General features: G+C 69.9%; 24 protein-coding genes. 12 read left to right on the top strand and 12 right to left on the bottom strand.

What is annotated here, in order from left to right; all coding sequences use genetic code 11:
- Positions 1 to 54 precede the first annotated feature (54 nt).
- From AC3A6B_RS22400 to AC3A6B_RS22385, 4 genes are read right to left on the bottom strand one after another with little or no spacing between them, the layout of a single operon-like run.
- Positions 55 to 2,268: a xanthine dehydrogenase family protein molybdopterin-binding subunit gene (locus AC3A6B_RS22400; protein ID WP_487838854.1), complete on the bottom strand. Its 2,214-nt coding sequence runs from the start codon at positions 2,266 to 2,268 to the stop codon at positions 55 to 57.
- Between the two features lie 4 nt (positions 2,269 to 2,272).
- On the bottom strand, positions 2,273 to 3,301 hold the full coding sequence (locus tag AC3A6B_RS22395) for an FAD binding domain-containing protein (RefSeq protein ID WP_487838853.1): 1,029 nt from the start codon (positions 3,299 to 3,301) through the stop codon (positions 2,273 to 2,275).
- Positions 3,261 to 3,884, bottom strand: coding sequence for a (2Fe-2S)-binding protein (locus tag AC3A6B_RS22390; RefSeq protein WP_487838852.1), 624 nt, complete (start codon positions 3,882 to 3,884; stop codon positions 3,261 to 3,263). Before AC3A6B_RS22390 ends, AC3A6B_RS22395 begins: the two co-directional genes overlap by 41 nt.
- The gene (locus tag AC3A6B_RS22385) at positions 3,881 to 4,342 is read right to left on the bottom strand and encodes a DoxX family protein (protein WP_487838851.1); all 462 of its coding nucleotides are present in this window, start codon (positions 4,340 to 4,342) and stop codon (positions 3,881 to 3,883) included. The genes AC3A6B_RS22390 and AC3A6B_RS22385 overlap by 4 nt, the downstream gene beginning before the upstream one ends.
- Before the next feature lie 112 nt (positions 4,343 to 4,454).
- Here AC3A6B_RS22385 and AC3A6B_RS22380 point away from each other — a divergent pair, with 112 nt between their 5' ends.
- Both AC3A6B_RS22380 and AC3A6B_RS22375 read left to right on the top strand, forming a co-directional pair.
- A complete protein-coding gene (locus AC3A6B_RS22380; RefSeq protein ID WP_487838850.1) occupies positions 4,455 to 5,375 on the top strand; it encodes a LysR family transcriptional regulator in 921 nt (306 codons plus the stop codon).
- Positions 5,372 to 6,034 (top strand): DNA-3-methyladenine glycosylase, encoded by a 663-nt coding sequence (locus tag AC3A6B_RS22375; protein ID WP_487838849.1) that lies wholly within the window; start codon positions 5,372 to 5,374, stop codon positions 6,032 to 6,034. The genes AC3A6B_RS22380 and AC3A6B_RS22375 overlap by 4 nt, the downstream gene beginning before the upstream one ends.
- Here the strand turns inward: AC3A6B_RS22375 and AC3A6B_RS22370 are convergent.
- From AC3A6B_RS22370 to AC3A6B_RS22360, 3 genes are all read right to left on the bottom strand, one after another.
- Complete coding sequence (locus tag AC3A6B_RS22370; protein WP_487838848.1) at positions 5,979 to 11,225, bottom strand: amino acid adenylation domain-containing protein; 5,247 nt, start codon at positions 11,223 to 11,225, stop codon at positions 5,979 to 5,981. The genes AC3A6B_RS22375 and AC3A6B_RS22370 overlap by 56 nt on opposite strands.
- A 142-nt stretch (positions 11,226 to 11,367) precedes the next feature.
- On the bottom strand, positions 11,368 to 11,904 hold the full coding sequence (locus tag AC3A6B_RS22365) for a hypothetical protein (protein WP_487838847.1): 537 nt from the start codon (positions 11,902 to 11,904) through the stop codon (positions 11,368 to 11,370).
- Complete coding sequence (locus tag AC3A6B_RS22360; RefSeq protein WP_487838846.1) at positions 11,901 to 12,227, bottom strand: DUF6172 family protein; 327 nt, start codon at positions 12,225 to 12,227, stop codon at positions 11,901 to 11,903. The genes AC3A6B_RS22365 and AC3A6B_RS22360 overlap by 4 nt, the downstream gene beginning before the upstream one ends.
- An 83-nt stretch (positions 12,228 to 12,310) precedes the next feature.
- On the opposite strand from AC3A6B_RS22360, the gene AC3A6B_RS22355 reads away from it, so the two are divergent.
- Together AC3A6B_RS22355 and AC3A6B_RS22350 are read left to right on the top strand one after the other, a co-directional pair.
- Positions 12,311 to 12,505 (top strand): hypothetical protein, encoded by a 195-nt coding sequence (locus AC3A6B_RS22355; protein ID WP_487838845.1) that lies wholly within the window; start codon positions 12,311 to 12,313, stop codon positions 12,503 to 12,505.
- Positions 12,506 to 12,522: 17 nt separating this feature from the next.
- Positions 12,523 to 13,368 carry a GNAT family N-acetyltransferase gene (locus tag AC3A6B_RS22350; protein WP_487838844.1) on the top strand — a complete coding sequence of 282 codons (846 nt, stop codon included), beginning with the start codon at positions 12,523 to 12,525 and terminating at the stop codon, positions 13,366 to 13,368.
- A gap of 12 nt (positions 13,369 to 13,380) precedes the next feature.
- Here AC3A6B_RS22350 and AC3A6B_RS22345 read toward each other — a convergent pair whose 3' ends face one another.
- From AC3A6B_RS22345 to AC3A6B_RS22335, 3 genes are read right to left on the bottom strand one after another with little or no spacing between them, the layout of a single operon-like run.
- The gene (locus AC3A6B_RS22345; RefSeq protein ID WP_487838843.1) at positions 13,381 to 14,139 is read right to left on the bottom strand and encodes a fumarylacetoacetate hydrolase family protein; all 759 of its coding nucleotides are present in this window, start codon (positions 14,137 to 14,139) and stop codon (positions 13,381 to 13,383) included.
- Positions 14,136 to 15,116 (bottom strand): tripartite tricarboxylate transporter substrate binding protein, encoded by a 981-nt coding sequence (locus AC3A6B_RS22340; protein WP_487838842.1) that lies wholly within the window; start codon positions 15,114 to 15,116, stop codon positions 14,136 to 14,138. The genes AC3A6B_RS22345 and AC3A6B_RS22340 overlap by 4 nt, the downstream gene beginning before the upstream one ends.
- A gap of 32 nt (positions 15,117 to 15,148) precedes the next feature.
- The gene (locus AC3A6B_RS22335; RefSeq protein WP_487838841.1) at positions 15,149 to 16,390 is read right to left on the bottom strand and encodes a pyridoxal-phosphate-dependent aminotransferase family protein; all 1,242 of its coding nucleotides are present in this window, start codon (positions 16,388 to 16,390) and stop codon (positions 15,149 to 15,151) included.
- Positions 16,391 to 16,502: 112 nt separating this feature from the next.
- Here AC3A6B_RS22335 and AC3A6B_RS22330 point away from each other — a divergent pair, with 112 nt between their 5' ends.
- On the top strand, positions 16,503 to 17,201 hold the full coding sequence (locus AC3A6B_RS22330) for a GntR family transcriptional regulator (RefSeq protein ID WP_487838840.1): 699 nt from the start codon (positions 16,503 to 16,505) through the stop codon (positions 17,199 to 17,201).
- Between the two features lie 10 nt (positions 17,202 to 17,211).
- On the top strand, positions 17,212 to 20,256 hold the full coding sequence (locus AC3A6B_RS22325; RefSeq protein WP_487838839.1) for an FAD-binding and (Fe-S)-binding domain-containing protein: 3,045 nt from the start codon (positions 17,212 to 17,214) through the stop codon (positions 20,254 to 20,256).
- 22 nt (positions 20,257 to 20,278) lie between these two features.
- Here AC3A6B_RS22325 and AC3A6B_RS22320 read toward each other — a convergent pair whose 3' ends face one another.
- Positions 20,279 to 20,704, bottom strand: coding sequence for a MarR family winged helix-turn-helix transcriptional regulator (locus AC3A6B_RS22320; RefSeq protein WP_487838838.1), 426 nt, complete (start codon positions 20,702 to 20,704; stop codon positions 20,279 to 20,281).
- 225 nt (positions 20,705 to 20,929) lie between these two features.
- On the opposite strand from AC3A6B_RS22320, the gene AC3A6B_RS22315 reads away from it, so the two are divergent.
- Both AC3A6B_RS22315 and AC3A6B_RS22310 read left to right on the top strand, forming a co-directional pair.
- Positions 20,930 to 21,418, top strand: coding sequence for a tripartite tricarboxylate transporter TctB family protein (locus AC3A6B_RS22315; protein WP_487838837.1), 489 nt, complete (start codon positions 20,930 to 20,932; stop codon positions 21,416 to 21,418).
- Positions 21,419 to 21,431: 13 nt separating this feature from the next.
- Positions 21,432 to 22,946, top strand: a complete 1,515-nt coding sequence (locus AC3A6B_RS22310) for a tripartite tricarboxylate transporter permease (protein WP_487838836.1) — start codon at positions 21,432 to 21,434, stop codon at positions 22,944 to 22,946.
- Between the two features lie 30 nt (positions 22,947 to 22,976).
- Here AC3A6B_RS22310 and AC3A6B_RS22305 read toward each other — a convergent pair whose 3' ends face one another.
- Positions 22,977 to 23,891, bottom strand: a complete 915-nt coding sequence (locus AC3A6B_RS22305) for an EamA family transporter (protein ID WP_487838835.1) — start codon at positions 23,889 to 23,891, stop codon at positions 22,977 to 22,979.
- A gap of 74 nt (positions 23,892 to 23,965) precedes the next feature.
- Between AC3A6B_RS22305 and AC3A6B_RS22300 the strand changes: the two genes are divergently transcribed.
- From AC3A6B_RS22300 to AC3A6B_RS22285, 4 genes are all read left to right on the top strand, one after another.
- Positions 23,966 to 24,478: a MarR family winged helix-turn-helix transcriptional regulator gene (locus AC3A6B_RS22300; protein ID WP_487838834.1), complete on the top strand. Its 513-nt coding sequence runs from the start codon at positions 23,966 to 23,968 to the stop codon at positions 24,476 to 24,478.
- Positions 24,479 to 24,481: 3 nt separating this feature from the next.
- A complete protein-coding gene (locus tag AC3A6B_RS22295; protein ID WP_487838833.1) occupies positions 24,482 to 25,144 on the top strand; it encodes an NUDIX hydrolase in 663 nt (220 codons plus the stop codon).
- Between the two features lie 19 nt (positions 25,145 to 25,163).
- Positions 25,164 to 25,442, top strand: a complete 279-nt coding sequence (locus AC3A6B_RS22290; protein ID WP_487838832.1) for a WYL domain-containing protein — start codon at positions 25,164 to 25,166, stop codon at positions 25,440 to 25,442.
- 172 nt (positions 25,443 to 25,614) lie between these two features.
- Complete coding sequence (locus AC3A6B_RS22285) at positions 25,615 to 25,926, top strand: DUF3606 domain-containing protein (protein ID WP_487838831.1); 312 nt, start codon at positions 25,615 to 25,617, stop codon at positions 25,924 to 25,926.
- Positions 25,927 to 26,093: the final 167 nt, after the last annotated feature.

Genomic DNA, 26,093 nt, shown 5'->3' with positions numbered 1-26,093 from the left:
CCGCCTTGCTTCACTCGGCAACCTCCGCGCTATGCGCTGCGGTGCTGTTTCGTCTCATGCCCGCAGCAAGTCCTCGATCCGCACCGGCAGTTGGCGCAGCCGCTTGCCGGTCGCGTGGAACACGGCATTCACGATCGCCGGCGCCACGCCCACCATGGCGACCTCGCCCAGGCCCTTCACGCCCAGCGGGTTGAGCAGCGGGTCCGGCGTGCCGACGAAGTCGACCTCGATGCGGCCGATGTCCGCGGCCACCGGCAGCACGTACTCCGCCAGGTCGGCGTTGAGAAAGCCGCCATGGCGCGGATCGACCTCGCTCACTTCGCGCAGCGCGGCGCCGATGCCCCAGACCACGCCGCCCTCGACCTGGCTGCGCGCCGTGCGCGGGCTCGCCACCGTGCCGCAGTCCGCGATGCTGACGACGCGCGGCACGCGGATGCGGCGCGCGGTGGGCTCCACGCGCACTTCGACGAAGTGCGCGATGAAGCTGTAGGCCACGTAGTCCGGATACACCGGCCCGCCCGCCGCCGGCAGGCCGCCCGTGAGTCGGCCGTAGACCTGCTCCGGCTGGCCCGGCGCGCGCCGGCGGCTCTCGGCCTCGGCAAAAGGGCGGCCCGAGGCGCGCAGCAGGGCGAGCGCCGTGGCGCTGCTGTCGCCCGCCTGCTGGCGCAGGTCCTCCATCAGCCGCGCCGCGGCGTCCTGCACCGGCGGCAGCACCGTCGCCGTGCCCCAGGAGCCGGCGGTCAGGTGCTGCGGCGCGGCCTGCGTGTCGCCGATCGCGATCTCGATCGCCGCCACCGGCGCGCCGAGCGCACTCGCCACCGCGAGCGCGATGGCCGTGCGAATGCCCTGCCCCATCTCGTGGCCGCCGACCGCGACGCGCACCCGCCCGTCGGCCTCGAGCCGCACCTTGGCCACGGCCGGCGCGACGGCCGCCTTGTAGGCGCCGATGGCGACGCCCCAGCCGATGAGGCTGCCGTCCGGCGCGCGCATCGAGCCCGGCGCCATCGAGCGGCGCGCCCAGCCGAAGCGCTGCGCGCCTTGCCTCAGGCACTCGGCCACGTGGCGCGATGAAAAAGGCTTGCCTGTGATCGGATCGCTCTGCGTGTCGTTAGCGAGCCGCAGCGCCACCGGGTCCTTGCCGAGTGCGTAGGCCAGCTCGTCGACCGCGCATTCGAAGGCGAAGCCGGCCGGGTGCTCGTGCGGCGCCCGCATGTAGCCGGGCGTCTGCACGTCGGTGCGCACCAGCTGCTCGCGGCCGCGGAAGTTGGCGATGCCGTAGAGCCGCGACGTCATGTCGGTGCCGGTCGAGGGAAACAGGTCGTGGCGCGAGGTCTGCTGCTCGGTCTCGTGGATCGCCGCCAGCATGCGCCCTTCGCGATCGGCGCCGAGGCGCACGCGGTGGCGGCTCGCCGGCCGGAAGCTCGCGGAATGGAAGAGCTGACTGCGCGGCACCACCAGCTTCACCGGCCGCTCCAGCATGCGCGCGGCGATCGCGACCAGCACCGTTTGCGACTGCAGCGAGTTCTTCTGGCCGAAGCCGCCGCCGATGGTCGGCGAGAGCACGCGCACCTTGGCCGCGTCGATGCCGAGCTGGCGCGCGAGCCCGTGCCGCACGCCCTCGGCGTTCTGGGTCGGCTCGCGCACGGTGAGCGAACCATCCTTCCACTCGGCCACGGTGGCGATCAGCTCCATCGGGTTCTGGTGCTGCGCCGGCAGCTCGTAGCGCGCATCGACCGTGACGGCGGCGCGCGCCAGCGCGGCATCGGCATCGCCCGCGCGCTTGTCGGCGAAGGCCGGCTGCGGAAGCGCCGAGGCCTGCGCGACGGTCTGTGCGCCGGGCCCGCCGATGGTCGCTGCGAAGGCGCTCGCCTCGACCTCGACCGCCACCAGTGCCACCGCCTCGCGCGCCGCTTCGAGCGTGTCGGCCACCACCAGCGCGAGCGCCTGGCCGCGATAGGCGATCTCGGCCGAGCGCAGCGGCTGGAAGCTCTGGAAGCCGAAGCCGCTGCCGCTCATCAGGAAGCCGCCGCTCTCGAAGGCGCCGATGTTCTCGTGCGTGAGCACCAGCCGCACGCCGCGCACGCGCTGCGCGGCGGCGCTGTCGATGCGCAGGACGCGGCCGCGCGCGATGCGCGAGGGTACGAGCATCGCGTGCAGCAGCCCGGCACGCGTGTCGTCGGCCGCGTAGCGCGTGGCGCCGCGCACTTTGTCGCGCGCGTCGACCCGTTCGGCGCCTGCCCTCGTGGGGTTCGTTGTTGTCGTTGCCATGGGATCAACTCCTGTCCTTGGCCAGCATGAGTGCGTCGGTCACGGTCTCGATGCCGAGCGCGACCTTGAAGCCGTTGTGTTCCAGCGGCTTCGCGCCGGCAAAGGCCAGCTCCGCCGCGCGCCGCGCGGTGGAGCGTGTGAGCGGCTGGCCGAACAGGCTGCGCTCGGCCTCGCCGGCGCGCCACGGCGTGGTGGCCACGCCGCCGAGCGCGATGCGCGCATCGAGCACGCGGTTGCCCTCGATCTGCACCCCGACCGCCGCCGACGCCAGCGCGAAGGCATAGGACTCGCGATCGCGGATCTTGTGGTACGTGGAGGCGCGCCCGGCCGGCACGCGCGGCACGCGGATGCGCACGATCAGCTCGTCGGCCGCCAGCACGGTCTCCAGGTGCGGCGTGGCGCCCGGCGCGCGATGCAGCTCGCGCAACGGGACCGTGCGCGCGCCGCGCGGACCGACCGTGTCGACCTCGGCATCGAAGGCCGTGAGCGCCACCGCCCAGTCGCCCGGATAGACCGCGACGCAGGCCTCGCTGCCGCCGAAGAGCGCGTGGCCGCGATTCTGGCCCGCGAGCGCCGCACAGCCGCTGCCCGGCGTGCGCTTGTTGCAGGCGAACTCCGGCCCGCCGCGGAAGTAGGCGCAGCGCGTGCGCTGCAGCAGGTTGCCGCCCACCGTCGCCATGTTGCGCAGTTGCTGCGAGGCGGCTTTCCAGAGCGACTCCGAAAGCGCCGGGAACTCGGCCTTCAGCACCGCGTGCTCCGCCACGTCGCTCATCGGTGCGAGCGCGCCGATGCGCAGCTCGCGCCGGTCGGAGGTGTCGATGTTGCGCAGGCCGTCGATGCCGGTGATGTCGACCACCGTGGCCGGCGCTTCCACGCCCAGCTTCATCAGGTCGTAGAGCGTGGTGCCGCCGGCGAAGTAGCGGGCGCCGGGCTGATGGCGCGCCAAGAGCTGCACCGCTTCATCGGTGCTGCGCGGCCGGAGGTAGGCGAAGTCACGCAAGGCCGTTCTCCTTCGGCATACGCGCCGCCGCATCGCGAATCGCTTCGAGGATTCCTGCATAAGCGCCGCAGCGGCAGATGTTGCCGCTCATGTACTCGCGGATCTGCTCGTCGCTCGCCGCATGGCCTTCGCGCACGCAGGCGATCGCCGCCATGATCTGGCCCGGCGTGCAGTAGCCGCACTGCAGCGCATCGTGGTCGATGAAGGCCTGCTGCATCGGATGCAGCGTGCCGTCGGCCGACTCGATGCCCTCGATGGTGGTGACCGCGCGGCCGTCGGTCTTGACCGCCAGCGTGAGGCACGAGGCGACGCGCCGGCCGTCCACGTGCACCGTGCAGGCGCCGCACTGGCCGTGGTCGCAGCCTTTCTTGGCGCCGGTCAGATCGAGTTGCTCGCGCAGCACGTCGAGGAGCGAGGCGCGCGGCTCCAGCCTGAGCCGGTGCACGCGGCCGTTGACCGTGACGCGCGCGGCGGCCGCGGCCGGGCGGGCCTCCTCGCTCACCGCGGCGCAGCCTGCGCCGGCGGCGGCCATGCCCACCGAGGCCGTGCCGGCCATGAAGGTGCGGCGGTTGAAAGCCACTGCGTCGTGGGCGGCCGTGTTCGGGTTCTTGTTCATCGTACGTCCAGCGCGCCGCGGCCGCTGCCTCGGCAGGCGATGTAGAAGGCGAGCAGGGCCAGCACCACCGGGTACTCGATGCCGCGGTCGATCCAGGGATAGGTCGGCCCGAGCAGGTAGCAGATCACCAGCATCTGCACCAGCACCAGCGGCGCCACCAGCCGCGACAGCAGCCCGACCGCGAGCATGAGCCCGCCCACACCTTCGAGCAGCGCGACCGCCCAGGCGATCAGCGGCGCGCCGGGCAGCTGCAGCACGTTGGCGATCAGGTTCGTCGATGCCGCCATCGGGTCGGCCATCGACCCATGGCTGCGACCCAGCAGCTTCGGCACGCCATGGGTCATGAGCGTCAGGCCGAAGCCGATGCGCAGCAGCAGGTACGCCAGCGGCTCGAGCCGTTCGAAGAAGGCGCGCAGGCGTGGAACGATCAGGGCGGGCGCAAGGGCCGTCGAACTCATGGGAACACTCCTCGGGTGGAAAGCAGTGCCCGAAGTCTGTCTGTTCCCTATGCGCGGATAAATGTGCAAGCATTGCCAATACTGTTCAACGCCACTCAACAATAGGACCCGGATGGACCGTCTCGATGCCCTGCAGCTGTTCGTGCGCATCGTGGAGCTCGGCAGCTTCACCCAGGCCGCCGCCGCCCTGGGTATTCCGCGCGCGACCGCCACCCACTCGATCAAGGAACTGGAAGCGCGCGTGCGCGTACGCCTGCTGGAGCGCACCACGCGCCAGGTGCGCACCACCGTCGACGGCCAGACCTTCTATGTGCGCTGCCGGCAGGTGCTGGACGACCTGGAAGACGCCGAGTCCTCGCTGGCCCACGTCGCGGCCAACCCGCGCGGGCGGCTGCGACTGGATATCCACGGCGAGGCGGCGACCCAAATTGTGCTGCCCCGCATCGGCGAGTTCCATCGCCAGTACCCGAACATCGAGCTCGCCCTCGGCAGCGGCGACCGGCTGGTGGACCTGGTGCGCGAAGGCGTCGACTGCGTGGTGCGCGCCGGCGAGCCCAAGGATTCGTCGCTGGTCACGCGGCGCCTGGCGCTGCTGCCGCAGGTCACCTGCGCCAGCCCGGCCTACCTGGCGGAGCGCGGCACGCCGCTCTCGCCGGACGACCTGGCGCAGCACCTGGCCGTCAACTTCTTCTCGGCGTCGCGGCCCGATGTCTTTCCCTTCGCCTTCCTGGTGGACGGCGAAACGAAGGAGTACATGCTGAAGGACTGGATCTCCGTCAACAGCGCCAACACCTACCTCGCCGCCGTGGAGCAGGGCTGCGGCATCATCCAGCTGCCGCGATACCACGTCGAGGCGCAATTGCGCGCGGGCACGCTGGTCGAGATCCTGCCCGACACGCCCTGCCCGCCGATGGTCTATTCGGTGCTCTATCCGCACCACCGCCAGCTCTCGCCGCGCGTGCGGGTGTTCGTCGACTGGGTGACGCGCGTGTATGCGGAGCGCTTCGGCGCGCTGGAGGGCTACGCCGCGTGAAACCCCATCGCCCGCTTGCCGCGGCTGCCGCCATCGACTTCGCCGCGCCCTCGCACGAGGTCGCGCGTGCGCTGATCGGCCTCACGCTGCTGGTCGACGGCGTCGGGGGCCGCATCGTCGAGACCGAGGCTTACGACCGCGACGACCCGGCCTCGCACAGCTTCGGCGGCCCGACCCTGCGCAACGCGGCGATGTTCGGGCCGCCGGGGCGCGCCTATGTCTACCGCTCCTACGGCATCCACTGGTGCCTCAACTTCGTCTGCCGCGAGGAAGGGCACGGCGCCGGGGTGCTGATCCGCGCGCTGGCGCCTTCGATGGGGCTCGAGCGCATGCGCGAGCGCCGCGGGCTCGAGGACATCCGCCTGCTCTGCGCCGGACCCGGTCGCGTCGCCCAGGCGCTGGGCATCGACGGCAGCTTCAACGGCAAGTCGCTGGACCGGCCGCCCTTCGTGCTGCTGGCCGCCGCGGACGATCATCCGGCCGTGCTGGTCGAGGCCGGGCCGCGCATCGGCATCTCCAGGGCGGCCGACGTGCCATGGCGCTTCGGCGAGCGCGGCTCGCGTTTTCTGAGCAAGCCTTTCCGTCCGGCAGCACGCGGCGCGATCAGTGCGAGCCCAGGTTCTCCTCGCGGGCGACCTGCTGCAGGCTCTCGTAGATGAGCCGGCGCGGCGCGACTTTCCACCCGAGCAGCGCCTCGATGGCCGCCACCGAGCGCATGGCCATGAGCGAGTGCCCGCCGAGATCGAAGAAGTTGTCGGTGCGGCCGATCTTCTCGACCCCGAGCAGCTCCGACCAGATGCCGGCGATGACCTGCTCGCTGTGGGTGACCGGCGGCACGTAGCTGCGCCCGTCGGCCAGCACGATGTCGATCACCGGGGCCGGCAGCGAAGCGCGGTCGACCTTGCCGTTGGGCAGCATCGGCATCGCGTCGAGGGCGACGAAATGCTGCGGGATCATGTAGTGCGGCAGGCGCGTGCGCAGGTGCTCTCTGAGCAAGAAGGGCGTCGGCGCCGTGCCGATGCGCGCCACGCTGTAGGCCACCAGCCGCACGTCTTCTTCGCTCTGCGCGTGCGTCACGGCGACGCAATGCGCAAGATCCGGATGGTCCAGCAGCGCGGACTCGATCTCGCCCATCTCGATGCGGTAGCCGCGCAGCTTGACCTGGTGATCGGCGCGGCCGAGGTGCTCGAGCAGGCCGTCGTGGCGCCAGCGGCCGAGGTCGCCGCTGCGGTAGAGCTGCGCGCCTGCATCGTCGCTGAAAGGATCCGGCACGAAGCGCTCGGCCGTCAGCGCGTCGCGGTGGTAGTAGCCGAGGGTGACGCCGGCGCCGCCGACGTAGAGCTCGCCCGGCACGCCGATCGGGCAGGCATGGCCGTGCTCGTCGAGCACCCAGACCGTGGTGTTGTCGATCGGCCGCCCGATGGCGATGCCCTGGCGCGGCGACTCGACCTTCCAGGCCGTGGTCCAGACGGTGGTCTCGGTGGGTCCGTAGATGTTCCAGAGCTCGGCTGTGCGTTCCATCAGCCGCTCGGCCAGGACCGGAGGCAGAGATTCGCCGCCGATCAGCGCGCGGAAGCCGGGCGAACCGCTCCAGCCGGTTTCGATCAGCGCGCGCCAGGCGGAGGGCGTGGCCTGCAGCAGCGTCGCGCCATGCTGTTCGAGCAGCGCGCGCAGGGCGGCCGGCTCGTGCACCTGCTGCTGCGAGGCGATGACCACCTTCGCGCGCACCACCAGCGGCAGCAGCAGGTCGAGCACCGAGGGGTCGAAGGACGGGCTGGTGATCGCCAGCACGCAGTCATCGGCCGCGAGCCCGGGCATCTTCACCATGCCGGCCAGGAAATTGACCACGCCGCGGTGCGGCACGCGCACGCCCTTGGGCTGGCCGGTGGAGCCCGAGGTGTAGATCAGGTAGGCCTCGTCGGCCGGCGTGGCATCGAGCTCCGGCTGCGGCTCGAGCGCGTTGCTCGGGTGGCCGGCCGCCAGGTGCGCGTCGTCCACCGCCAGCATCGGCACGTTCAGCCCGTCGAGGATGGCGCTCGCGCTGCGCTGCGTGAGGATGGCGGACAGGTCCGCGTCGGCCGCCATGTAGCGCAGCCGGTCGACGGGATAGTCGGGGTCGAGCGGCACATAGGCCGCGCCGGCCTTCATCACCGCCAGCTGCGCGATCAGCATTTCGGGGCTGCGCTCGATGCACAGCCCGACGCGCTGGCCGCGTGCGATGCCGCGCGCGCGCAGCATGTGCGCCAGCCGGTTCGACTGCGCTTCGATCTCGCCGTAGCTGAGCGTGCCGCCCTCGGCGTCGATGACGGCCACGCGCGTGCGGATCTCGGGCGCGCCCAGGTCCAGATAGCGGTGCACCAGCTGCTGCGCGGGCAGCGGCGCCTTGGCGCCGTTCCAGCCGTGGCGCAAGAGGCTCATCTGCGCCGGCGACAGCATCTCGTATTCGGACAGGTGGCGCTCGGGCTGCGTGAGCAGGCGCTCGACCAGCGCCAAGTAGTTCTCGAGCATGCGCGCGGCGCTGGCCTCGCTGTAGAGGTCGGTCGCGTATTCGAGATGGATGCGGTGCGAGAACTCGGTGTCGATGTGCATCGACAGATCGAACTGCGCGGCCGTGCGCTCGAAATCGAACTCGTCCACCTCGAGGCCGAACAGCTCCGGCTTGCCGACCGGCGCATTGAGCACGTTGAAGAGCACGCGCACCGGCCCTTCGGGACGCAGCGTGCGGTCGTGCCCCAGCGCATCGATCAGCTCGTCGAAGGGCGCCTCCTGGTGCGCAAAGGCTTCGAGGGCGTTCTTGCGCACGCGGTGCACGAGCTGCGTGAAGCTGGGGTCGCCCCCGAGGTCGGTGCGCATTACCAGCGTATTGACCAGCGTGCCGACCAGCTGCTCGGCGGCGAAGCGGTGCCGGTTCGCGATCGGCATGCCGATCGCGACGTCTTCCGTCTTCGCCTGCCGCGCGAGCATCAGCACGAAGGCCGACAGGTAGATGACGAAGGGCGTGACGGCCTCGCGGCCGCCGTACTCGCGCATCGCTTCGCGCAGCCGCGGCGGCAGCTCCGCCGACACGCGCGCGCCCTTGAAGCTGGCCTTGGCCGGGCGCGGGAAGTCGGTGGGCAGGTCGAGCTCCGGCAGATCGCGCAGGCGTTCGAGCCAGTACGCCAGGTGCGGGCGCCTGGCCTCGACCGATTCGGGCCGGCGCTGCCAGGCGGCGTAGTCGGCATAGGCGATGGCGGGCGGCGCCGATTCGGGCTTGCGTCCGGCCGCCAGGGCGCCGTAGGCCGCGAGCGCCTCGCGCATGAGCAGCGCGCCGGCCCAGTTGTCGGTGATCGCGTGGTGCAGCAGCCAGAACAGCACGTGATCGCGCTCGCCGAGCCGGATGAGCGTCGGCCGGTGCAGCGGCGCCTGCGAGAGATCGAAGGGCTGCGCGAGGCGATGCGCCAGCAACGCGCGCGCCTCTTCGTTGCGCTCGCGGACGGGCAGATGGCTCAGGTCGATGAACTCGATTGGCACCGCGAGCTTCGGCGCGATCGATTGCATGGGCTCGCTCTCGCCCATCACGAAAGCCGTGCGCAGGCCTTCGTGGCGCTCGACCATGAGGTCGAGCGCCTGTTGGCACAGCAGCGGGTCGAGCGCGCCGCGCAGCCGGATCGCGATCGGCACGTTGTAGGCGGTCGATGCCGGGTCGAAGTGCTGGATCACCCACATGCGACGCTGCGAGAGCGAGGCCGGCAGGGGTGCGCCGCGCGGCACGCGCTCGATGCTGCTGCCCTGCGCGGCGGCCGTCTCGCCCGATGCACGCTGCCGCTGCACCTGCGCGGCCATTGCAGCGACGCTCGCATGCTCGAACAACTCCGACAGCGGCAGGGCCACGTCGAAGCGCGCCTCGATGCGCGAGAGCACCTGCGTCATCCGCAGCGAGTTGCCGCCGAGCTCGAAGAAGCTCTCGTGCACACCGAAGGCGCGCGTGCCGAGCACCTCGCGCCAGATGTCCCACACCGCTTGCTCGCGCGCGTCGCGCGGCATCACGGCGCCGGGCCGCTCCTCGGGGCCGGCCTCGGCGTCGAGCGCCATCGCCTCGTCGCCGCCGGTATCGACCGGCGCCGCCAGCGCGAGCTCGTTCGCGAGAAAGGCGTCGCGACAGCGCTGCCGCTGGATCTTGCCGCTCGAGGTGCGCGGCAAGGCGCCGGCGCGCACCAGCGCCACCGCGTGCACCGGCAGGCCGTGCTCCACCGCGATGGCGCGGCGCACCGCGCGGAAGACCGCCTCGGCGTCGACAGGTTCGGCGCGCCGCTCGAGTTCCAGCGCCAGCACCACCGCTTCGCCGCTCGGCGTATCGACCGCGAAGGCGGCGCCGTGGCCCACGCGCAGATCGGGATGGGCGCGCTCCGCGCTCCATTCGAGGTCTTGCGGATAGTGGTTTTCGCCATGGACGATGACCAGGTCCTTCAGGCGCCCGGTGACGAACAGCTCGCCGCGGTCGAAAAAGCCGAGGTCGCCGGTGCGCAGAAAGGGCCCGGCGCCGTTGGCCAGGTGGCCGCCGAAGACGGCTTCGCTGGCCTCGGGCTGCATCCAGTAGCCTTCGCCCACGCTCGGCGAGCTCACCCATATCTCGCCGACCTCGCCGTCGGCGCAGGGGCGGCCGTCTTCGACGACCAGGATCTCGGTGTTCGGCATCGCCCGCCCGCAGCCGACCAGGCGACGCACCTCGCCTGACGTGTCCGCGACGGGTTCGAAGCGATGGGCCAGCAATGCGACCGCATCCGCCGAGACGATGCGCGGCGGCGCATCGAGCATCCCCGAGCTCACGCCCAGCACGGCCTCGGCGAGGCCATACGAGGGCGCGAAGACATTCGGGCGCAGGCCGGCGGCGCCGAACACCGTCAGCACGCGCTCGACCGTCGCGGCGCGGATCGGCTCGGCGCCGCAGGTCAGCGACACCAGGCTGTCGAGGCGCACGCCGAGCGGCTTGTCGCCCAGTGCCTGCAGGCAGGCCGCGTAGGCCGATTCGGGCGCGCCGCTGTGCGTGATGCGGTGGGCCGCCACGGCCTCCAGCCAACGCAGCGGCCGGCGCAGAAAAGCGATGGGCGACATCAGGTAGCTGGTCGCGCCCGTGATCGCGGGCGCCAGCACGCCGAACACCAGGCCGTAGTCGTGGAAGTGGGGCAGCCAGCAGAGCGCCCGGCTGGTGTCGTTGCCATGCGTCGTCGCGACCACGGCGCGGATGTTGGCGATCACGTTGGCATGCGTCAGGCGCACGCCGCGCGGCGCGGAGGTGGAGCCCGAGGTGTACTGCAGGTAGGCGAGGCTGGTGGGCTCGGGCGCCGGCGGCGCGAAGGCTTGGGTTCCGGCGCCGGCCAGCGTCGCCGGATCGGGCAGCGCCATCCAGCGCGCCATCGCGAAGGTGGCCGGATCCAGCGTGGCGGCCGCGGCATCGAGCAGCGATGCGCTGGTCAGCACCAGCGCGGCGCGCGAATCCGCGATCAGGCTGCGCAGGCGCGGCGCCGCGTGGTGCAGCCGGACCGGATCGGGCGCAGGAACCGGCACCGCGACCCGCCCCGAGAGCAGGCAGGCCCAGAACACGCGCACGAAGTCCAGTCCGGGCGCAAAGGCGAGCAGCACCCGGTCGCCGGCGTGGGTCTGGGTCGAGAGCCAGGCGGCGATCGCGTGGACATCGGCCTGGAGCCGCCCGTAGCTGCTCTCCTGCGCGACGCTCAGGTCATCCTTGAGAAAGCCGTAGGCCAGCTTGTTCGCATGCGCCTCGCACTGCACGTCGAACAGCGACGCCAGCGTTTCGGCCAACACGCTTGGCGCAGCCGCGGACAAGGCGGTCTCGGTCGAAGAATGAAACATGGATGGATTGGGCCCAGGGGGAGGGGGTCGTGCCGATGAGTACCAAAGCTCGCGTCATTATGTTGCGGTGCAGCGGAATGTCACGCCTCGCCATCCCGTGCCGGCGTAGGCCGAGGCCTACTTTGAAGGGCCGCTAGGGAGCTCAGGCGCGATCGAGCAGCCGTAGCACGCGCCCATCGCCGACGAAGGATTCGCCGACCAGCATCCGGAACGCGGCGTCGCGCTGGAAGCGCGGCAGCGCGAGTGCCGGTGCCAGGAACTCGATCTCGAGCGTCTGCGCCGTCCCGCGCCGGAATGCGCTGCCGGGCGCCACGAACCACCGGGCCGAGAAGCCTTCGTTGTCCACCACCAGCGCGCAACGGTGCTCCCCTTCGGCGATGGGCGTGTCTTCCGAAGGCAGTTGCGATGTGCGCAGCGTGAGTTCGACCAGGGCGTGCGGATGGAATACGCCTTTGGCCTCGAAACCCGACGGATCGGCCGCGGGAGCCTTGCGCCGCCGCTTCGCCATGAGCCAGGCGATGACGCTGCCAATCACCGGCAGCCACAGCACCATCAGCAGCGTGCCGATGTCGCGCGCGGTCGATCCCGGCGCCGCGAACTGCCGCAGCAGCGCGCCGCCGACGGCCACGCACAGCAGCGCGACCACGATCAAGCGGCGCCGCGCCTGGATGGTCGTCATGGGGCGGCCGGGTCGGGTTCTGCGTCCTTCGCGTCCGCTGGCCGGCTGCGCCGATGGCCGGGCTTGGCCAGGATCTCGACATAGAACTGCGCACCGCCCTCCTTCGCCACGCCGTCGACCAGCGCCGTGAGTGCCGACAGGTGAACCGGCTCGGCCGCTTCGGGCGTCGCACCGAACCTGCAGTCGAAGTCCCAGAAGTCCGCGCCCTCGGGCAGATCGCGCCGCCGTTCGCGCTTGACGTATTTGCGAAGCTCGTGCTTGACGGCGTCCAGAACCCGGTCGGGGTTCTTGCCTTCGATGTGAAGCTGGAATGTCTTTTTCATGGGCGATCCTAACGCGCCGGCACCGGGCCGTACGCCCTCCGACGCAGTGACAGCGCGGCGCGAAATGCGCGATCATCCGCGCCATGGATCCCATCACCTCCATCGATCGCTACGTCCCCGACTACGCGCACGCCTGCGAGGTGTGCGGCACCACGCCGGTGGTGGCCGGCATGAAGTCCGAGAGGCTGGTTTATCTCGCCACCATGTGCGGCCCCTGCCTGTGGAGCGAGCCCAAGGCCGTCGACCCCGCCACCTGGAACGAAGAGCCTCCGGCTTGACACGCCTCGGGCACTGAATGGACATCGCGATCCGCACCCTGCGGCAGAGCGAGATGCCGCTCGTCATCGAGTTCGCTGCGCGCGAGGGCTGGAACCCGGGGCTGCACGACGCCGGATGCTTCCACGCGGCGGACCCGGGCGGCTTCCTGGTCGCTGAGCATCGAGGCGAGGCGGTCGGCTGCATCGGCGCCGTCTCCTATGTGGGGCGCTTCGGCTTCATCGGCCTGTACATCGTGGCACCGGACTGGCGCGGACGCGGCATCGGCCGCCGGCTCTGGGCCAAGGGCATGGCGCGCCTGGCGGGCCATGTAGTCGGGCTCGACGGCGTGCCCGCGCAGCAGCACAACTACCGCAAGAGCGGCTTTTCGCTGGCATGGCAGAACATCCGTTTCGCCGGCGCGGCCCGGCGCACCGCCCGCACCGGGGACGCGCCGATCGTCGGGCTTGGCGAAGTTGACTTCGCGGCACTCTGCGCCGACGACCGCCGCATCTTTCCGGCGCCGCGCGAGGCCTTCCTGCGCGCCTGGATCGCGGTGCCTGACGCGACCGGCTTGGCGTGGATGGAACAGGGCTGGCTCGCCGGATGGGGCCTGGTGCGGCGCTGCCGCGAGGGCCACAAGATCGGCCCGCTGGCGGCGGACAGCCCGTCGGTCGCGAGCGCCCTCTATGCCGCGCTGTGCGACAGCGTGCCGGAGGGCGACATCGTCTACCTCGACGTGCCCGTGCCCAATGCCGACGCATTGGCGCTGGCACGGGCCGAAGGCTTGCGCAGCGTGTTCGAGACGGCACGCATGTACGCAGGACCTGCGCCGGCCTGCGAGCTGCAGCGCCTCTACGGCATCACGAGCTTCGAGCTGGGCTGAGCAAGGGGGGTCTCAGAGCCTGGCCTCGGCGCGACCGATGCCGGGAAATTCGACGGCCACAGCCTCGCCGCGCGCAACCGGCAGCACGCCGACCCACGAACCCGTCGTGACCACGGTGCCGGCGGGTACCGTGGTGCCGTCGCGCGTCGCGTGCTGGAGCCAGACCGGCAGCAGCCAGACGGGGTCGCCCAGCGGATGGGTCCCGGTGCGCAGCACCGGCTCGCGCGCGCCGATGCGCGTCTCGCAGCGTTGCGCCGCCCAGTCGCGCGCGGCGTAGGGAATCCATGTGCCGAGCACCAGCGCGCCGTGCGACTGCTGATCGGCGAGACGCAGCCAGGCCGACGCCTGCGCCGGGTCCTTCCAGCGCGAGTCGACGATTTCGATCGAGACGGCCATCGCATCGACCACTGCTGAAGCGTTCTGCGGCGTGAGCGCCGCAGCGCGTTCGGGCGTCACGCTTTCGCCCAGCCGCAATGCGATCTCGGCCTCGATGCCCGGCGCGTTGAAGTGCATGTCTGCGAATTGCGCGGGGCTCGCGCGCACGCCGGCCGGCGGCAACGGCGCATGCGTGAGCGCGGCGTCGCGCGAGGGGCCGCCCGATTTCCAGTGGCCCGGCACGGCCGCATCGTCGAACCACCCCATCGCCGCCGCCACGTGCTCCTGCACGCGGTAGGCCCCTGCGGCATCGCTCACGCTGTCTTGCCATGCGACGGCCTCCAGCGCGCGGCCCTCGCGCCAGGCCGAGGCCAGCGCCTCTGCCAGCCCCGTCATGCGTCGACCTTGACCTTGCCGTCCTTGACGACCTTGGCCCATTTCGTGATCTCGCTGGCGATGAACTGCCTGAACTTCTCGCGCGAGCCGCCGCCGTCCTCGGCGCCGTAGGTGTCGAGCCGTTCCTGCACGTCGGGCATCGCGAGCACCGTGTTGACGTCGCGGTTGATCTTGTCGGCGATGCCGGCCGGCAGCTTGCCGGGGCCGGCGAGGCCGTACCAGGTGGTGGCCTCGAAGCCGTCGAAGCCCTGCTCCTGCATGGTCGGAATGGCCGGGTGGCCCTTGGCGCGCTTCATGCGCGTCTGCGCCACGCCGATCACCTTGCCGCTCTTCACATGCGGCGTGGCCGCGGTCATGGTTTCGAAGCTGTACTGGATCTGGCTGCCCATGAGGTCCGCCAGCAGCGGCCCGCTGCCCTTGTAGGGCACGTGCAGCGCATCGACCTTGGCCTGCAGCTTGAACATCTCCAGTGCCAGGTGCTGCGCCGAGCCAGCACCGGCCGAGCCGAAGCTCACCTTGCCCGGCTCCGCGCTGCAGAGCGCCACGATGTCCTTCACCGTCACCGCTTTCTGCGTCGGGCTCGCGATCAGCAGGTTGGGCGTGACGCCGACCAGCACGATGGGCACGAAGTCGCGTTCCACGCTGTAGCGCAGCTTGGGCTGCAGGGTGGGGGCGAGCGCATGGCTGTTGATGTGCGCCATCAGCAGCGTGCTGCCGTCGCTCGGCTGCGTGGAGACGTACTCGGCCGCGAGCACGCCCGCCACGCCGCCCTTGTTCTCGACGATGACCGACTGGTTCCACATCGTCGACAGCTTGGTCGCCACCACGCGCGCCAGCGCATCGGTGCCGCCGCCCGGCGGAAAGCCGACCACGATGCGCACCGGTCCGTTGGGCCATTCCTGTGCGAACACGCGCGGCACGCCGAGCGTGACCGCCGCGGCCGCGCCCGCGGCCTGGATGAGGGAACGTCGTTGCATCTGTCGGTCTCCTTTTGGGTGAATGAATGGGCTCAGGCGGCCTTCTGCAATGCCGCCGGCGCCGCGTGGCTCGCGAAGTGGTCCATCGTGGCCTGCACGCCGCTCGCCGCGAGCTTCACGCCCGAGAGCTTCAGTCCCATCTCGACGCCGGCCACCATCGCGACCAGCGTGAGGTCGTTGCTGTCGCCCAGGTGGCCCATGCGGAACATGCGGCCCTTGAGCTTGCCGAGTCCCGTGCCGAGCGAGAGGTCGAAGCGCTGGTGGATCAGGCGCCGCAGCGCATCCGCATCGACCCCCTCGGGCGTGATCACGCCGGTCAGCACCGGCGAGTACACGGCCGGGTCCGCGCACTGGATCGGCAGGCCCCAGGCCTCGACCGCGGCGCGCACGCCGGCGGCCCAGCGCTGGTGCCGCGCGAACACCTTGTCCAGGCCTTCGCCGAGCAGCATGTCCAGCGACTCGGCCAGGCCGTAGAGCAGGTTGGTGTTGGGCGTGTAGGGCCAGTAGCCGTCCTTGTTCATCTCCACGATCTCGTCCCAGGCCCAGAAGGCGCGCGGCAGCTTGGCGCTCTTCGATGCTTCCAGCGCGCGCGGCGAGAGCGCGTTGAAGCTGATGCCCGGCGGCAGCATCAGGCCCTTCTGCGAGCCGCTGATCGTGACGTCCACGCCCCACTCATCGTGGCGGAAATCGGCGCTCGCAAGGCCCGAGATGCTGTCCACCATCAAGAGCGCCGGATGGCCCGCCGCGTCGATGGCCTTGCGGACGGCGGCGATGTCGGAAGTGACGCCGGTCGAGGTCTCGTTGTGCACCACGCACACGGCCTTGATCTTCTTCTCCGTGTCCTTGGCGAGGCGCGCCTCGATCACGTCGGCCTGCACGCCGCGGCGCCAGCTCGGCGCATGCGGCAGATGCTCGTCGCTGCCCGACCAGGCCAGGAACTCGGTCGTGAGGCCCAGGCGCGTTGCCATCTTCTGCCACAGCGAGGCGAAGTGGCCGGTCTCGTACATCAGCACGTGGTCGCCGGGGCTCAGCGTGTTGGCGAGCGCCGCTTCCCAGGCGCCGGTGCCCGAGGAGGGGTAGATGACGACCGGATGCTTCGTCTTGAAGATCTTCTTGATGCCCGAGAGCACCTGCAGCCCGAGCACGCCGAACTCGGGGCCGCGGTGGTCGATGGTGGGCAGGCTCATGGCCCGCAGGATGCGGTCGGGCACCGGGCTCGGGCCGGGGATCTGCAGGAAGTGCCTGCCGGTGGGATGGAAGTCGAGTTGAAGCATGCGAGACTGTCCTTTCTTTTTCAGTTTTGCATGCAAAAATCAATCTGTTGTGCTCGGTAACCCCTAGTCACCTCGATTGAGTGGGTCACTATTTGCATTCAAAATGCATTCCATGGCCGAAATCATTGAAATCTCCCGCCTCGCGCTGCATGACCAGGTGGCCTCGCGGCTGCGCACCATGCTGGTCGAAGGCCAGATCGCCCCCGGCGCCAAGCTCAACGAGCGCGAGCTCAGCGCGCAGTTGCGCGTCTCCCGCACGCCGCTGCGCGAGGCCATCAAGCTGCTGGCGGCCGAGGGCCTGGTGGACCTGCTGCCGAACCGCGGCGCGGTGGCCGTCAAGCTCACCGAGGCGGACGTGATCAACACCTTCGAGCTGCTCGCCGCGCTCGAGGGCATGTCGGGCGAACTCGCGGCCCGGCGCATCACCGACGAGGAGCTCGCCGAGCTGCGCGCGCTGCACTACGAAATGATGGCCTGCTTCGCGCGCCGCGACCTCTCGGGCTACTACCGCATCAACGCGCGCATCCATACCGCGATCAACGACGCGGCGCGCAACCCGGTACTCGCGAGCACCTACCGTTCGATCAACGCCCGCGTGCAGTCGCTGCGCTTTCGCACCAACCAGAACGAGGCCAAGTGGAAGAACGCGGTGGCCGAGCACGAGCGCATGGTCGAGGCCCTGGCCGCGCACGACGCGGCCGCGATGCGCACGCTGATGATCGAGCACCTCAACCGCAAGCGCGACACCGTGCTGGAGCTGCTGCGCGCGGGCGAGATCTATCCGGCCAAGATCCAGACGGCGAAGAACTGAATCGGAACTCATGCGCATCGAGCCCGCAAGCCATCTCCAGCCAGCCGGCACCGTCCTGCCGCCCAACGAAACGTGCGAGGCGCTGGCACGGCGCCTGGCCGCCGAGACCGAGGGCGAGGTGCTGTTCGACGCCGCCTCGCGCGGCCGCTACGCGACCGACGCCTCGATCTACCAGATCATGCCGGCCGGCGTGCTGGTGCCGAAGACCGAGCGCGACATCGCGACGGCGATCGACATCGCGCGCGATCTCAAGGTGCCGGTGCTCGCGCGCGGCGGCGGCACCAGCCAGTGCGGCCAGACCACGGGCGCCGCGCTGGTCATCGACAACAGCAAGTACTTCCGGCGCCTGCTCGATCTCGATGTCCAGGCACGCCGCGCCACGGTGGAGCCGGGCATCGTGCTCGACCATCTCAATGCGCAGCTCAAGCCGCATGGGCTCTGGTTCCCGGTCGACGTCTCGACCAGCGCACAGGCCACGCTGGGCGGCATGGCCGGCAACAACTCCTGCGGCTCGCGCTCCATCGCCTACGGCAACATGGTCCACAACGTGGCGGGCGCCAGCGCCTGGCTGTCCGACGGCGAGCTGGTCGACTTCGGCCCGGTCTCGGCGCTCGGCGCGCGCGCAAGCGACATCGCGCTGCACGTGCAGCAGCTCGCGCGTCAGCACCGCAGCGAGATCGCCGAGCGCTGGCCCAAGGTGATGCGGCGCGTCGCCGGCTACAACCTGGACATCTTCGACAACCAGAGCGAGAAGCCCTACACGCAGGACGGCAGCGTCAATCTTGCGCATCTGCTGATCGGCGCCGAGGGCACGCTGGCCTACACGCGCAGCCTGACGCTCAAGCTCTCGGAGCTGCCGCGCGCCAAGGTGCTCGGCATCGTCAACTTTCCGAGCTTCCATGCCGCGATGGATGCGGCGCAGCACATCGTGAAGCTGGGGCCGACCGCGGTCGAGCTGGTCGACCGCACGATGATCCAGCTGAGCCTCGCGAACCCGGCCTTCAAGTCCACCGTCGAGACCGCGCTGATCGGCCGGCCCGCCGCCATCCTCCTGGTCGAGTTCTCGGGCAGCGAGAAGGCCTGGCTGCTGCCGAAGCTGAAGGACCTGGCCGACCTGATGGGCGACCTCGGCCTGCGCGGCAGCGTGGTGCAGATGCCCGACGACGCGGCGCAGAAGAACCTGTGGGAAGTGCGCAAGGCCGGCCTCAACATCATGATGAGCCTCAAGGGCGACGGCAAACCGGTGAGCTTCATCGAGGACTGCGCGGTGCCGCTCGAGCACCTGGCCGAGTACACCGACGGCCTGACCGCGGTGTTCGCGAAGCACGGCACCCGCGGCACCTGGTATGCGCATGCCTCGGTCGGCACGCTGCACGTGCGCCCGATCCTCGACATGCGCACCGACGGCGCCGCGAAGATGCGCGCCATCGCCGAAGAGGCGAGCGAGCTGGTGCGCAAGTACAAGGGCGCCTTCAGCGGCGAGCACGGCGACGGCCTGTGCCGCGGCGAATGGATCGAATGGCAGTTCGGCCCCGCGATCAACGAGGCCTTCCGCGCCATCAAGAACAAGCTGGACCCGATCGACCTCTTCAACCCCGGCAAGATCATCGACCCGCCGAAGATGGACGACGGCGCCCTGTTCCGCTTCGCGCCGCCGTCGGCGCCGCGGCCCTACAGGCGCATCCCACTCGTGCCCGTGCTCGACTGGTCGGCTTGGAACGTGCAGGCCGATCCGGTGACGGAGGAGACCACTGCGCCCGGCACCGGCGGCGACGCCACCGGCGGCTTCGCCAAGGCGGTGGAGATGTGCAACAACAACGGCCACTGCCGCAAGTTCGACGCCGGCACCATGTGCCCCAGCTACCGCGCCACGCGCGACGAAAAGCACCTCACGCGCGGCCGTGCCAACACGCTGCGCCTCGCGGTCTCCGGCCAGCTCGGCCCCGAGGCCTTCACCAGCGAGGCCATGTACGAAACGATGGACCTCTGCGTCTCCTGCAAAGGCTGCAAGCGCGACTGCCCGACCGGGGTCGACATGGCGAAGATGAAGATCGAGTTCCTGGCCCACTACAAGAAGAGACATGGCCACACGCTCAAGGACCGGCTGATCGCGAGGCTGCCCGACTACGCGCACGCCGCGAGCCGCTTCCCCTGGCTCATGAACCTGCGCAACCGCGTGCCGGGCGCGGCCTGGCTCGGCGAGCGGCTGCTGGGCCTCTCGGCCAAGCGCTCGCTGCCCGCATGGCGCAGCGACACCTTCTGGCGCGCCGAGGATGCATCGATGTTCGTGAACCGCGACATGGCCATTGCCGCCGCCTGCGTGGGACGCAAGGTCGCGGTGCTGTTCGTCGACACCTTCAACGGCACCTTCGAAAGCGAGAACGCCTTCGCCGCGGCGCGCGTCCTCAAGGCCGCGGGCTACCTGCTGCACACGGTCGAGAAGGACGGCGGCCACCACTGCTGCGGCCGCACCTATCTCGCGAGCGGCATGGTGGACGAGGCCAAGGCCCGCGCCGGCGCGCTCGTCGATGCGCTGCTGCCGCTGGCCGAGGCCGGCGTCGCGATCGTCGGCCTCGAGCCCTCCTGCCTGCTGACGCTGCGCGACGAAACGCTGGTGATGGGCCTGGGCGCGAAGGCCGAAACGGTCGCGAAGGAAGCGCTGCTGTTCGAGGAGTTCATCGCGCGCGAGGCCAAGGCCGGCCGCTTCAAGCTGGCGCTCAAGCCGGCGGGCAAGCCGATCCTGCTGCACGGCCACTGCCACCAGAAGGCCTTCGGCGCCGTGAACCCGATCCTCGATGTGCTGGGGCTCATTCCCGATGCAAAGCCGGAGCTGATCGAAAGCTCCTGCTGCGGCATGGCCGGCAGCTTCGGCTACGAGGCCTCGCACTACGAAGTGTCGATGCAGATGGCCGAGGCCAGCCTGCTTCCCGCGGTGCGCAAGAACCCCGACGCCATCATCGTCGCCGACGGCACCAGCTGCCGCCACCAGATCGCCGACGGCGCGCAGCGCGAAGCGCTGCACGTGGCGCGGCTGCTCGATACGCTCCTGGCCTGAGCTGCGCCCGGACGCGGGCGCTTTACGGCTTGGCGCCGACGCCGCGCAGGCCGCTCGCGAGCCGCACCGCCTCGGCCAGCTCCTCGAGCTCGTCCGCATGCGCGGTCGCGAGCTTGGCCAGCGTCCTGCGGCCCTTGGGCAGCAGGTGCACCTCGACCTGGCGCCGGTCCACGGTGCTCGGCTTGCGCCGCACCAGCCCGGCCTCCTCGCAGCGCGAGACCAGCGCGACCACGCCATGCGGCTGCGCCTGCAGGCGCTCGGCGATCTCGCTCACCGTGGCCCATTCACGGCCCGGGAATCCCTGCGTATGGAGCAGCAGCTGGTACTGCAGCACGGTGATGCCGGCATCGCGCGCCGCGTCCTCGCTGAAACGCAGAAAGCTGCGCAGCCTGAACCTGAACTCGGAAAGCGCTTCCAGGCGCTGCTTGGTGACCTGCTCCTCTTCCATGCGCCGAATGTAGCAAGCCGATCGCGCCCGCCGGCAGGGTAATTACTCATGATGTGATGTATAAAACCTCATAGCATGATGTAAATGGGCCGCGCTTCGATGGCTTCGGTGTGCGCGCTCGCGTGGTCGTTGCCGGCGCACGCCCGCAACGACCTCGGCTGCCCGGTGCCCCCCGGGTTCCGGCCGCTGGCTTGTTCCAACGCTTCATCTCACGGAAATCCATTCATGAAGATCAAGAGTCAAAAGGACCTCTTCTCTGGCCTGATGTTCTGCGCCGTCGGCGCCGCCTTCGCCATCGGCGCCACCAACTACAACATCGGCACCGGCGCCCGCATGGGCCCCGGCTACTTCCCGCTCATGCTCGGCACGCTGCTGGCCTTGCTGGGGCTGCTGGTCATCGCGAGTGCCGTGACCGTCGACACCGCCGACGGCGAGCCGATCGGCAGGATCGCCTGGAAGCCGCTCGCGCTCATCATCGGCGCCAATCTGGTTTTCGGCGTGCTGCTCGGCGGCCTGCCCTCCATCGGATTGCCGGCGATGGGGTTGATCGCCGCCATCTATGCGCTGGTGCTCGTCGCGAGCCGCGCCGCCAAGAACTTCCCGATCAAGTCGGCGCTGATCCTCGCGACCGTGCTGGCCATCGGCAGCTACCTCACCTTCATCCTCGGCCTCAGCCTGCAGTTCCAGGTCTGGCCCACCTTCGTCAGCGGCTGAGAGCGAAAGCACCATGGAACTTCTCGACAATCTGGCGCTCGGCTTCGGAGCCGCCTTCACGCTGCAGAACCTCGCCTATGCCTTCGTCGGCTGCCTGCTGGGCACGCTGATCGGGGTGCTGCCCGGCATCGGGCCCGTGCCCACCATCGCGATGCTGCTGCCCGTGACCTACGCGCTGCCGCCGGTGGCCGCGCTGATCATGCTGGCGGGCATCTACTACGGCTCGCAGTACGGCGGCTCCACCACCGCGATCCTGGTCAACCTCCCGGGCGAATCGTCCTCGGTCGTGACGGTGATCGACGGGCACCAGATGGCCAAGCGCGGCCGGGCCGGGGCGGCGCTCGCGACCGCCGGGCTGGGCTCCTTCTTCGCCGGCAGCGTGGCCACGCTGGTGCTGGCCGCCTTCGCGCCGCCCTTGACCGAGCTGGCCTTCAAGTTCGGCCCGGCCGAGTACTTCTCGCTGATGGTGCTGGGCCTGATCGGCGCGGTGGTGCTGGCCTCGGGCTCGCTGCTCAAGGCCATCTGCATGATCATCCTCGGCCTGCTGCTGGGCCTGGTCGGCACCGACGTGAACTCGGGCGTGGCGCGCTACAGCTTCGACATCCCCGAGCTCACCGACGGCATCAGCTTCATCGCGATCGCGATGGGCGTGTTCGGCTATGGCGAGATCATCTCGAACCTGTCGAAGCCCGAAGAAGATCGACAGGTCTACACGGCCGAAGTGCATGGGCTCTGGCCGACCCGGGAAGATTTCAAGAACATCGTGCCGGCGATCCTGCGCGGAACGACGCTGGGCTGCTCGCTCGGCATCCTGCCGGGCGGCGGCTCGCTGCTGTCGGCCTTCGCCTCCTACACGCTCGAGAAGAAACTCAAGCTCAAGCAGGGAGAAATTCCGTTCGGACAAGGCAACATCCGCGGCGTGGCCGGGCCCGAGTCCGCGAACAATGCCGGCGCGCAGACCTCCTTCATCCCGCTGCTGACGCTGGGCATTCCGGGCAACCCGGTGATGGCGCTAATGGTCGGCGCGATGACCATCCACAACATCCAGCCCGGTCCGCAGGTGATGACCAGCAACCCCGAGCTGTTCTGGGGCCTGATCGCCTCGATGTGGATCGGCAACGCGATGCTCGTGATCTTGAACCTGCCGCTGATCGGCATCTGGATCAAGTTCCTGTCCATTCCCTACCGCTGGCTGTTCCCCGCCATCGTGCTGTTCTGCGCGATCGGCGTGTATTCGACCAACAACAACACCTTCGACGTCTGGATGGTTGCGGTCTTCGGCATCGTGGGCTACGCCTTCATCAAGCTCGGCTGCGAGCCGGCGCCGCTGCTGCTGGGGCTTATCCTCGGGCCGATGATGGAAGAGAACCTGCGGCGCGCGCTCTTGCTCTCGCGCGGCACCTGGAGCGTGTTCGTCACGCGTCCGATCTCGGCCGGCCTGTTGATCGCGGCGGCGCTGCTGCTCGTGATCGTGCTCATGCCGTCGGTCAAGGCCAAGCGCGAGGAAGCCTTCGTCGAAGAGAGCTGAACTCAGCGCGGGTCCTGCAACGCGGGCTCATTAAGTCACCTCCGCGCTGCGCGCTGCGGTGTTCGCCTTGGGAAGGGCCCGGCGGCTCATGGCCCATTGCACGGCCAGGATGCTGGCCAGCACCGCGACCAGCCCGACGAGCGACAGGCCGCGCATCGCCTGGCCCAGCAGCGCCCAGCCCAGGATCACCGCGGTCAGCGGGCTCAGCAGCCCGAGCGATGACACCGCCACCGGCGACAGCCGCGCGATGCCGCGGAACCACAGCGCATAGGCCAGCAAGGCGCCCACGATCGAGAGATAGGCATAGGCCGCGATGTGCGTGCGGCTCAGCACCGGCAGCGGCGGATCGATGGCCCAGGCCATGGGCGCAAGGATCAGTCCGCCCAGCAGCAATTGCCAGCCGGTGAGCGCCAGCACCGGCATCGCGGGCTGCCAGCGTCGCGTGAGGTAGGTGCCGGCCGCCATGCAGGCCGCGCCGGCCAGGGCCGCGGCGATGCCGACCGGATCCCACACCGTGCCCGGCGACAGCAGCAGGGCCGCCATGCCGGCGATGCCCAGCAGCGCGGCGGCGACCGCCAGCTGCGGCGGCCGGCGCTGGTCGAGCGCCCAGGCGAGGCCCATCACCAGCAGCGGCTGGATCGCACCGACCACCGCCGCCAGTCCGCCGGGCAGCCGGTAGGCGGCGACGAAGAGCAGCGCCTGGAAGAAGCCGATGTTGAGCGCGGACAGCACGATCAGTCGGCCCCACTCGCCGCGTGCCGGCAGGCGGCGGCAGTACAGCGCCAGCAGCAGCCCGGCCGGCAGTGCGCGCAGCAGGGCCGCGGTGAAGGGCCGGTCGGGCGGCAGCAGCTCGGTAGCGACGATGTAGGTCGAGCCCCAGATCGCCGGGGCCAGGCCGGTCAGGAGGACGTCGGTCCAGGCGATGGAGCCTTGTGCAATGCGCATCGAATTTGTCTTCAGTTCAAGATAAATGGAGCCTAGCAGATAATCTTGACTTCAAGACAAATGGGGCTTTGCCGATGGGTGCGAAGAAGCGGCCGGCGGACGCGGTGGACGCGATCCTCGATCAGTGGCGCCGCGAGCGGCCGGACCTGGACGTGGGCGCGATGGGCACCATCGGCCGCATCAAGCGCTGCGCGGCGTTGCTGCAGCGCGAGCTCGACCGGTGCTTCTCGGACTTCGGCATGACGCGCTGGGAATTCGACGTGCTGGCCACGCTGCGGCGCTCCGGCGCGCCCTACTGCCTGGCGCCGACCGCCCTCTTCTCGTCGCTCATGATCAGCTCGGGCACCATGACGCATCGACTCAAGGGGCTCGAATCCCGCGGCCTCGTGAAGCGCCTGGCCAGCCGCGAGGACGCGCGCAGCACGCTGGTGCAGCTCACGCCCGCCGGCCTGAAGCTGATCGATCGCGCCGTGGAGGCGCACGTGGACAACGAGCAGCGCCTGCTTGCGTCGATCAAGTCGGCGGACCTGGCGGCGCTCGATGCGCGACTGGCGCAGCTGCTGGCCGCGCTGGAACCTCGGGAGTGATCGATGCTGCTCGATGACACGCTGCATGCCCTGATCGCCGGACGGCTTCGCAGCTTCGAGCGGCAGGCACTGAGCGCCTTGCCCGGCTCCCGGCGTGCGGCCGTCGCCCTGGCGATCGTCGAGGAAGGCACCGGCGCAGCGCTGCCGGGGCTTCGCGCACCTGCAACGTGGAGCCGCGACGCCGCGGTGCTCCTGACCCGGCGCCCGTCCCACATGCGCAACCACGCAAGCCAGTGGGCGCTGCCCGGCGGCAGCATCGACGGCGACGAGTCGCCGGAACAGGCCGCGCTGCGCGAACTGCACGAGGAAGTCGGCCTCGAGCTCGACGAGAGCGCGATCCTCGGCCGGCTCGACGATTTCGTCACCCGCTCCGGCTTCGCGATCACGCCGGTCGTCGTCTGGGGAGGTGCCGCACGCGAGCTGGTGCCGAGCGAAGCGGAGGTCGCCAGCATCCATCGCATCCCCGTCGCCGAGTTCATGCGTGCGGATGCGCCGCTGCTCGATCCCATCGAGGACAGCGTGCACCCGGTGCTGCGCATGCCGGTCGGAGACACCTGGATCGCGGCGCCGACGGCGGCTTTCCTCTACCAGTTCCGCGAGCTGTGCATCGCCGGGCGCACCACGCGCGTCGCGCATTTCGAGCAGCCGCTGTTTGCGCGCAAGTAGTGTCGGCCGAGCCAGGACCATGAATCCCGTCATCGCCCAATCGATCCTGGAGAAGCGAAGACTGCGTTTCTCTTACCACGGCCGAACGCGTCTGGCCGAGCCCCAGTGCTACGGCGTCGGTGCCAAGGGGACGGAACTGCTTCGCGTGCACCAGATCGAGGGCGGCGCCCAGCGCGAGCCCTTGTTCGACGTGGCGAAGATGCAAGACCTCGTGCTGCTCGACGAGGTCTTCACACGGCCCGGGCCCAACTACACGAGGAACGATTCGGCGATGAAGCTGATCTTCTGCCAGTTGTAGGGCGTAACGAACAGGTCGAGCGGCCGCTTGCGAGCAGTTGGGCTTGGGTGGTTGACCGAGAGAATGTTCGCAAGACCCTGCTGTAGGAAAGTCGCCCTCAGCCAAAAGCGTCGACGGTCTACCTCGGCGGCCTTCATTCGATTGAAAGTCGCTTAAAACAACGGGAGATCCAATGGCTGACGACACCACCACGACGGGCTACGAGCGCAAGTTCATCTCGCTCGAACAGGACCATGAGATCCGCGAGCGGGCGATGAGCCTGGGCTGCACCGAAGAGGAATTGCGCGAGGCCGTGAAGGCCGTCGGCAACCTCATCTCGCTTGAGCACGACGATGAGATCTGCGATTGGGCAATGAGTCTGGGCTGCACCGAAGCGGAGTTGCGTGCAGCCGTCAAGGCCGTTGGCAGTTGCTCGGCCAAGGTTCGTGCCTATCTGAATGAAGGCGAAATAGGCGCCGTGAGAGATCGTGACGTGACGCCCTGACGGACCGGCGATCCGGCGCACGATTCAGGGCGCGGCGGCCGTTTCTGTTGGCAGTTATCTGCCAGGGCCGCCACCGCCGCCGGGACCACCGCCACCGCCGCCGGGACCACCGCCACCGCCGCCGGGACCACCGCCACCGCCGCCGGGACCACCGCCACCGCCGCCGG

The sequence above is a fragment of the Variovorax sp. Soil_C_33 genome (assembly GCF_057656935.1).
Note: the sequence above shows the minus strand (reverse complement) of the source record. Positions and strands in the feature narration are given on the sequence as shown.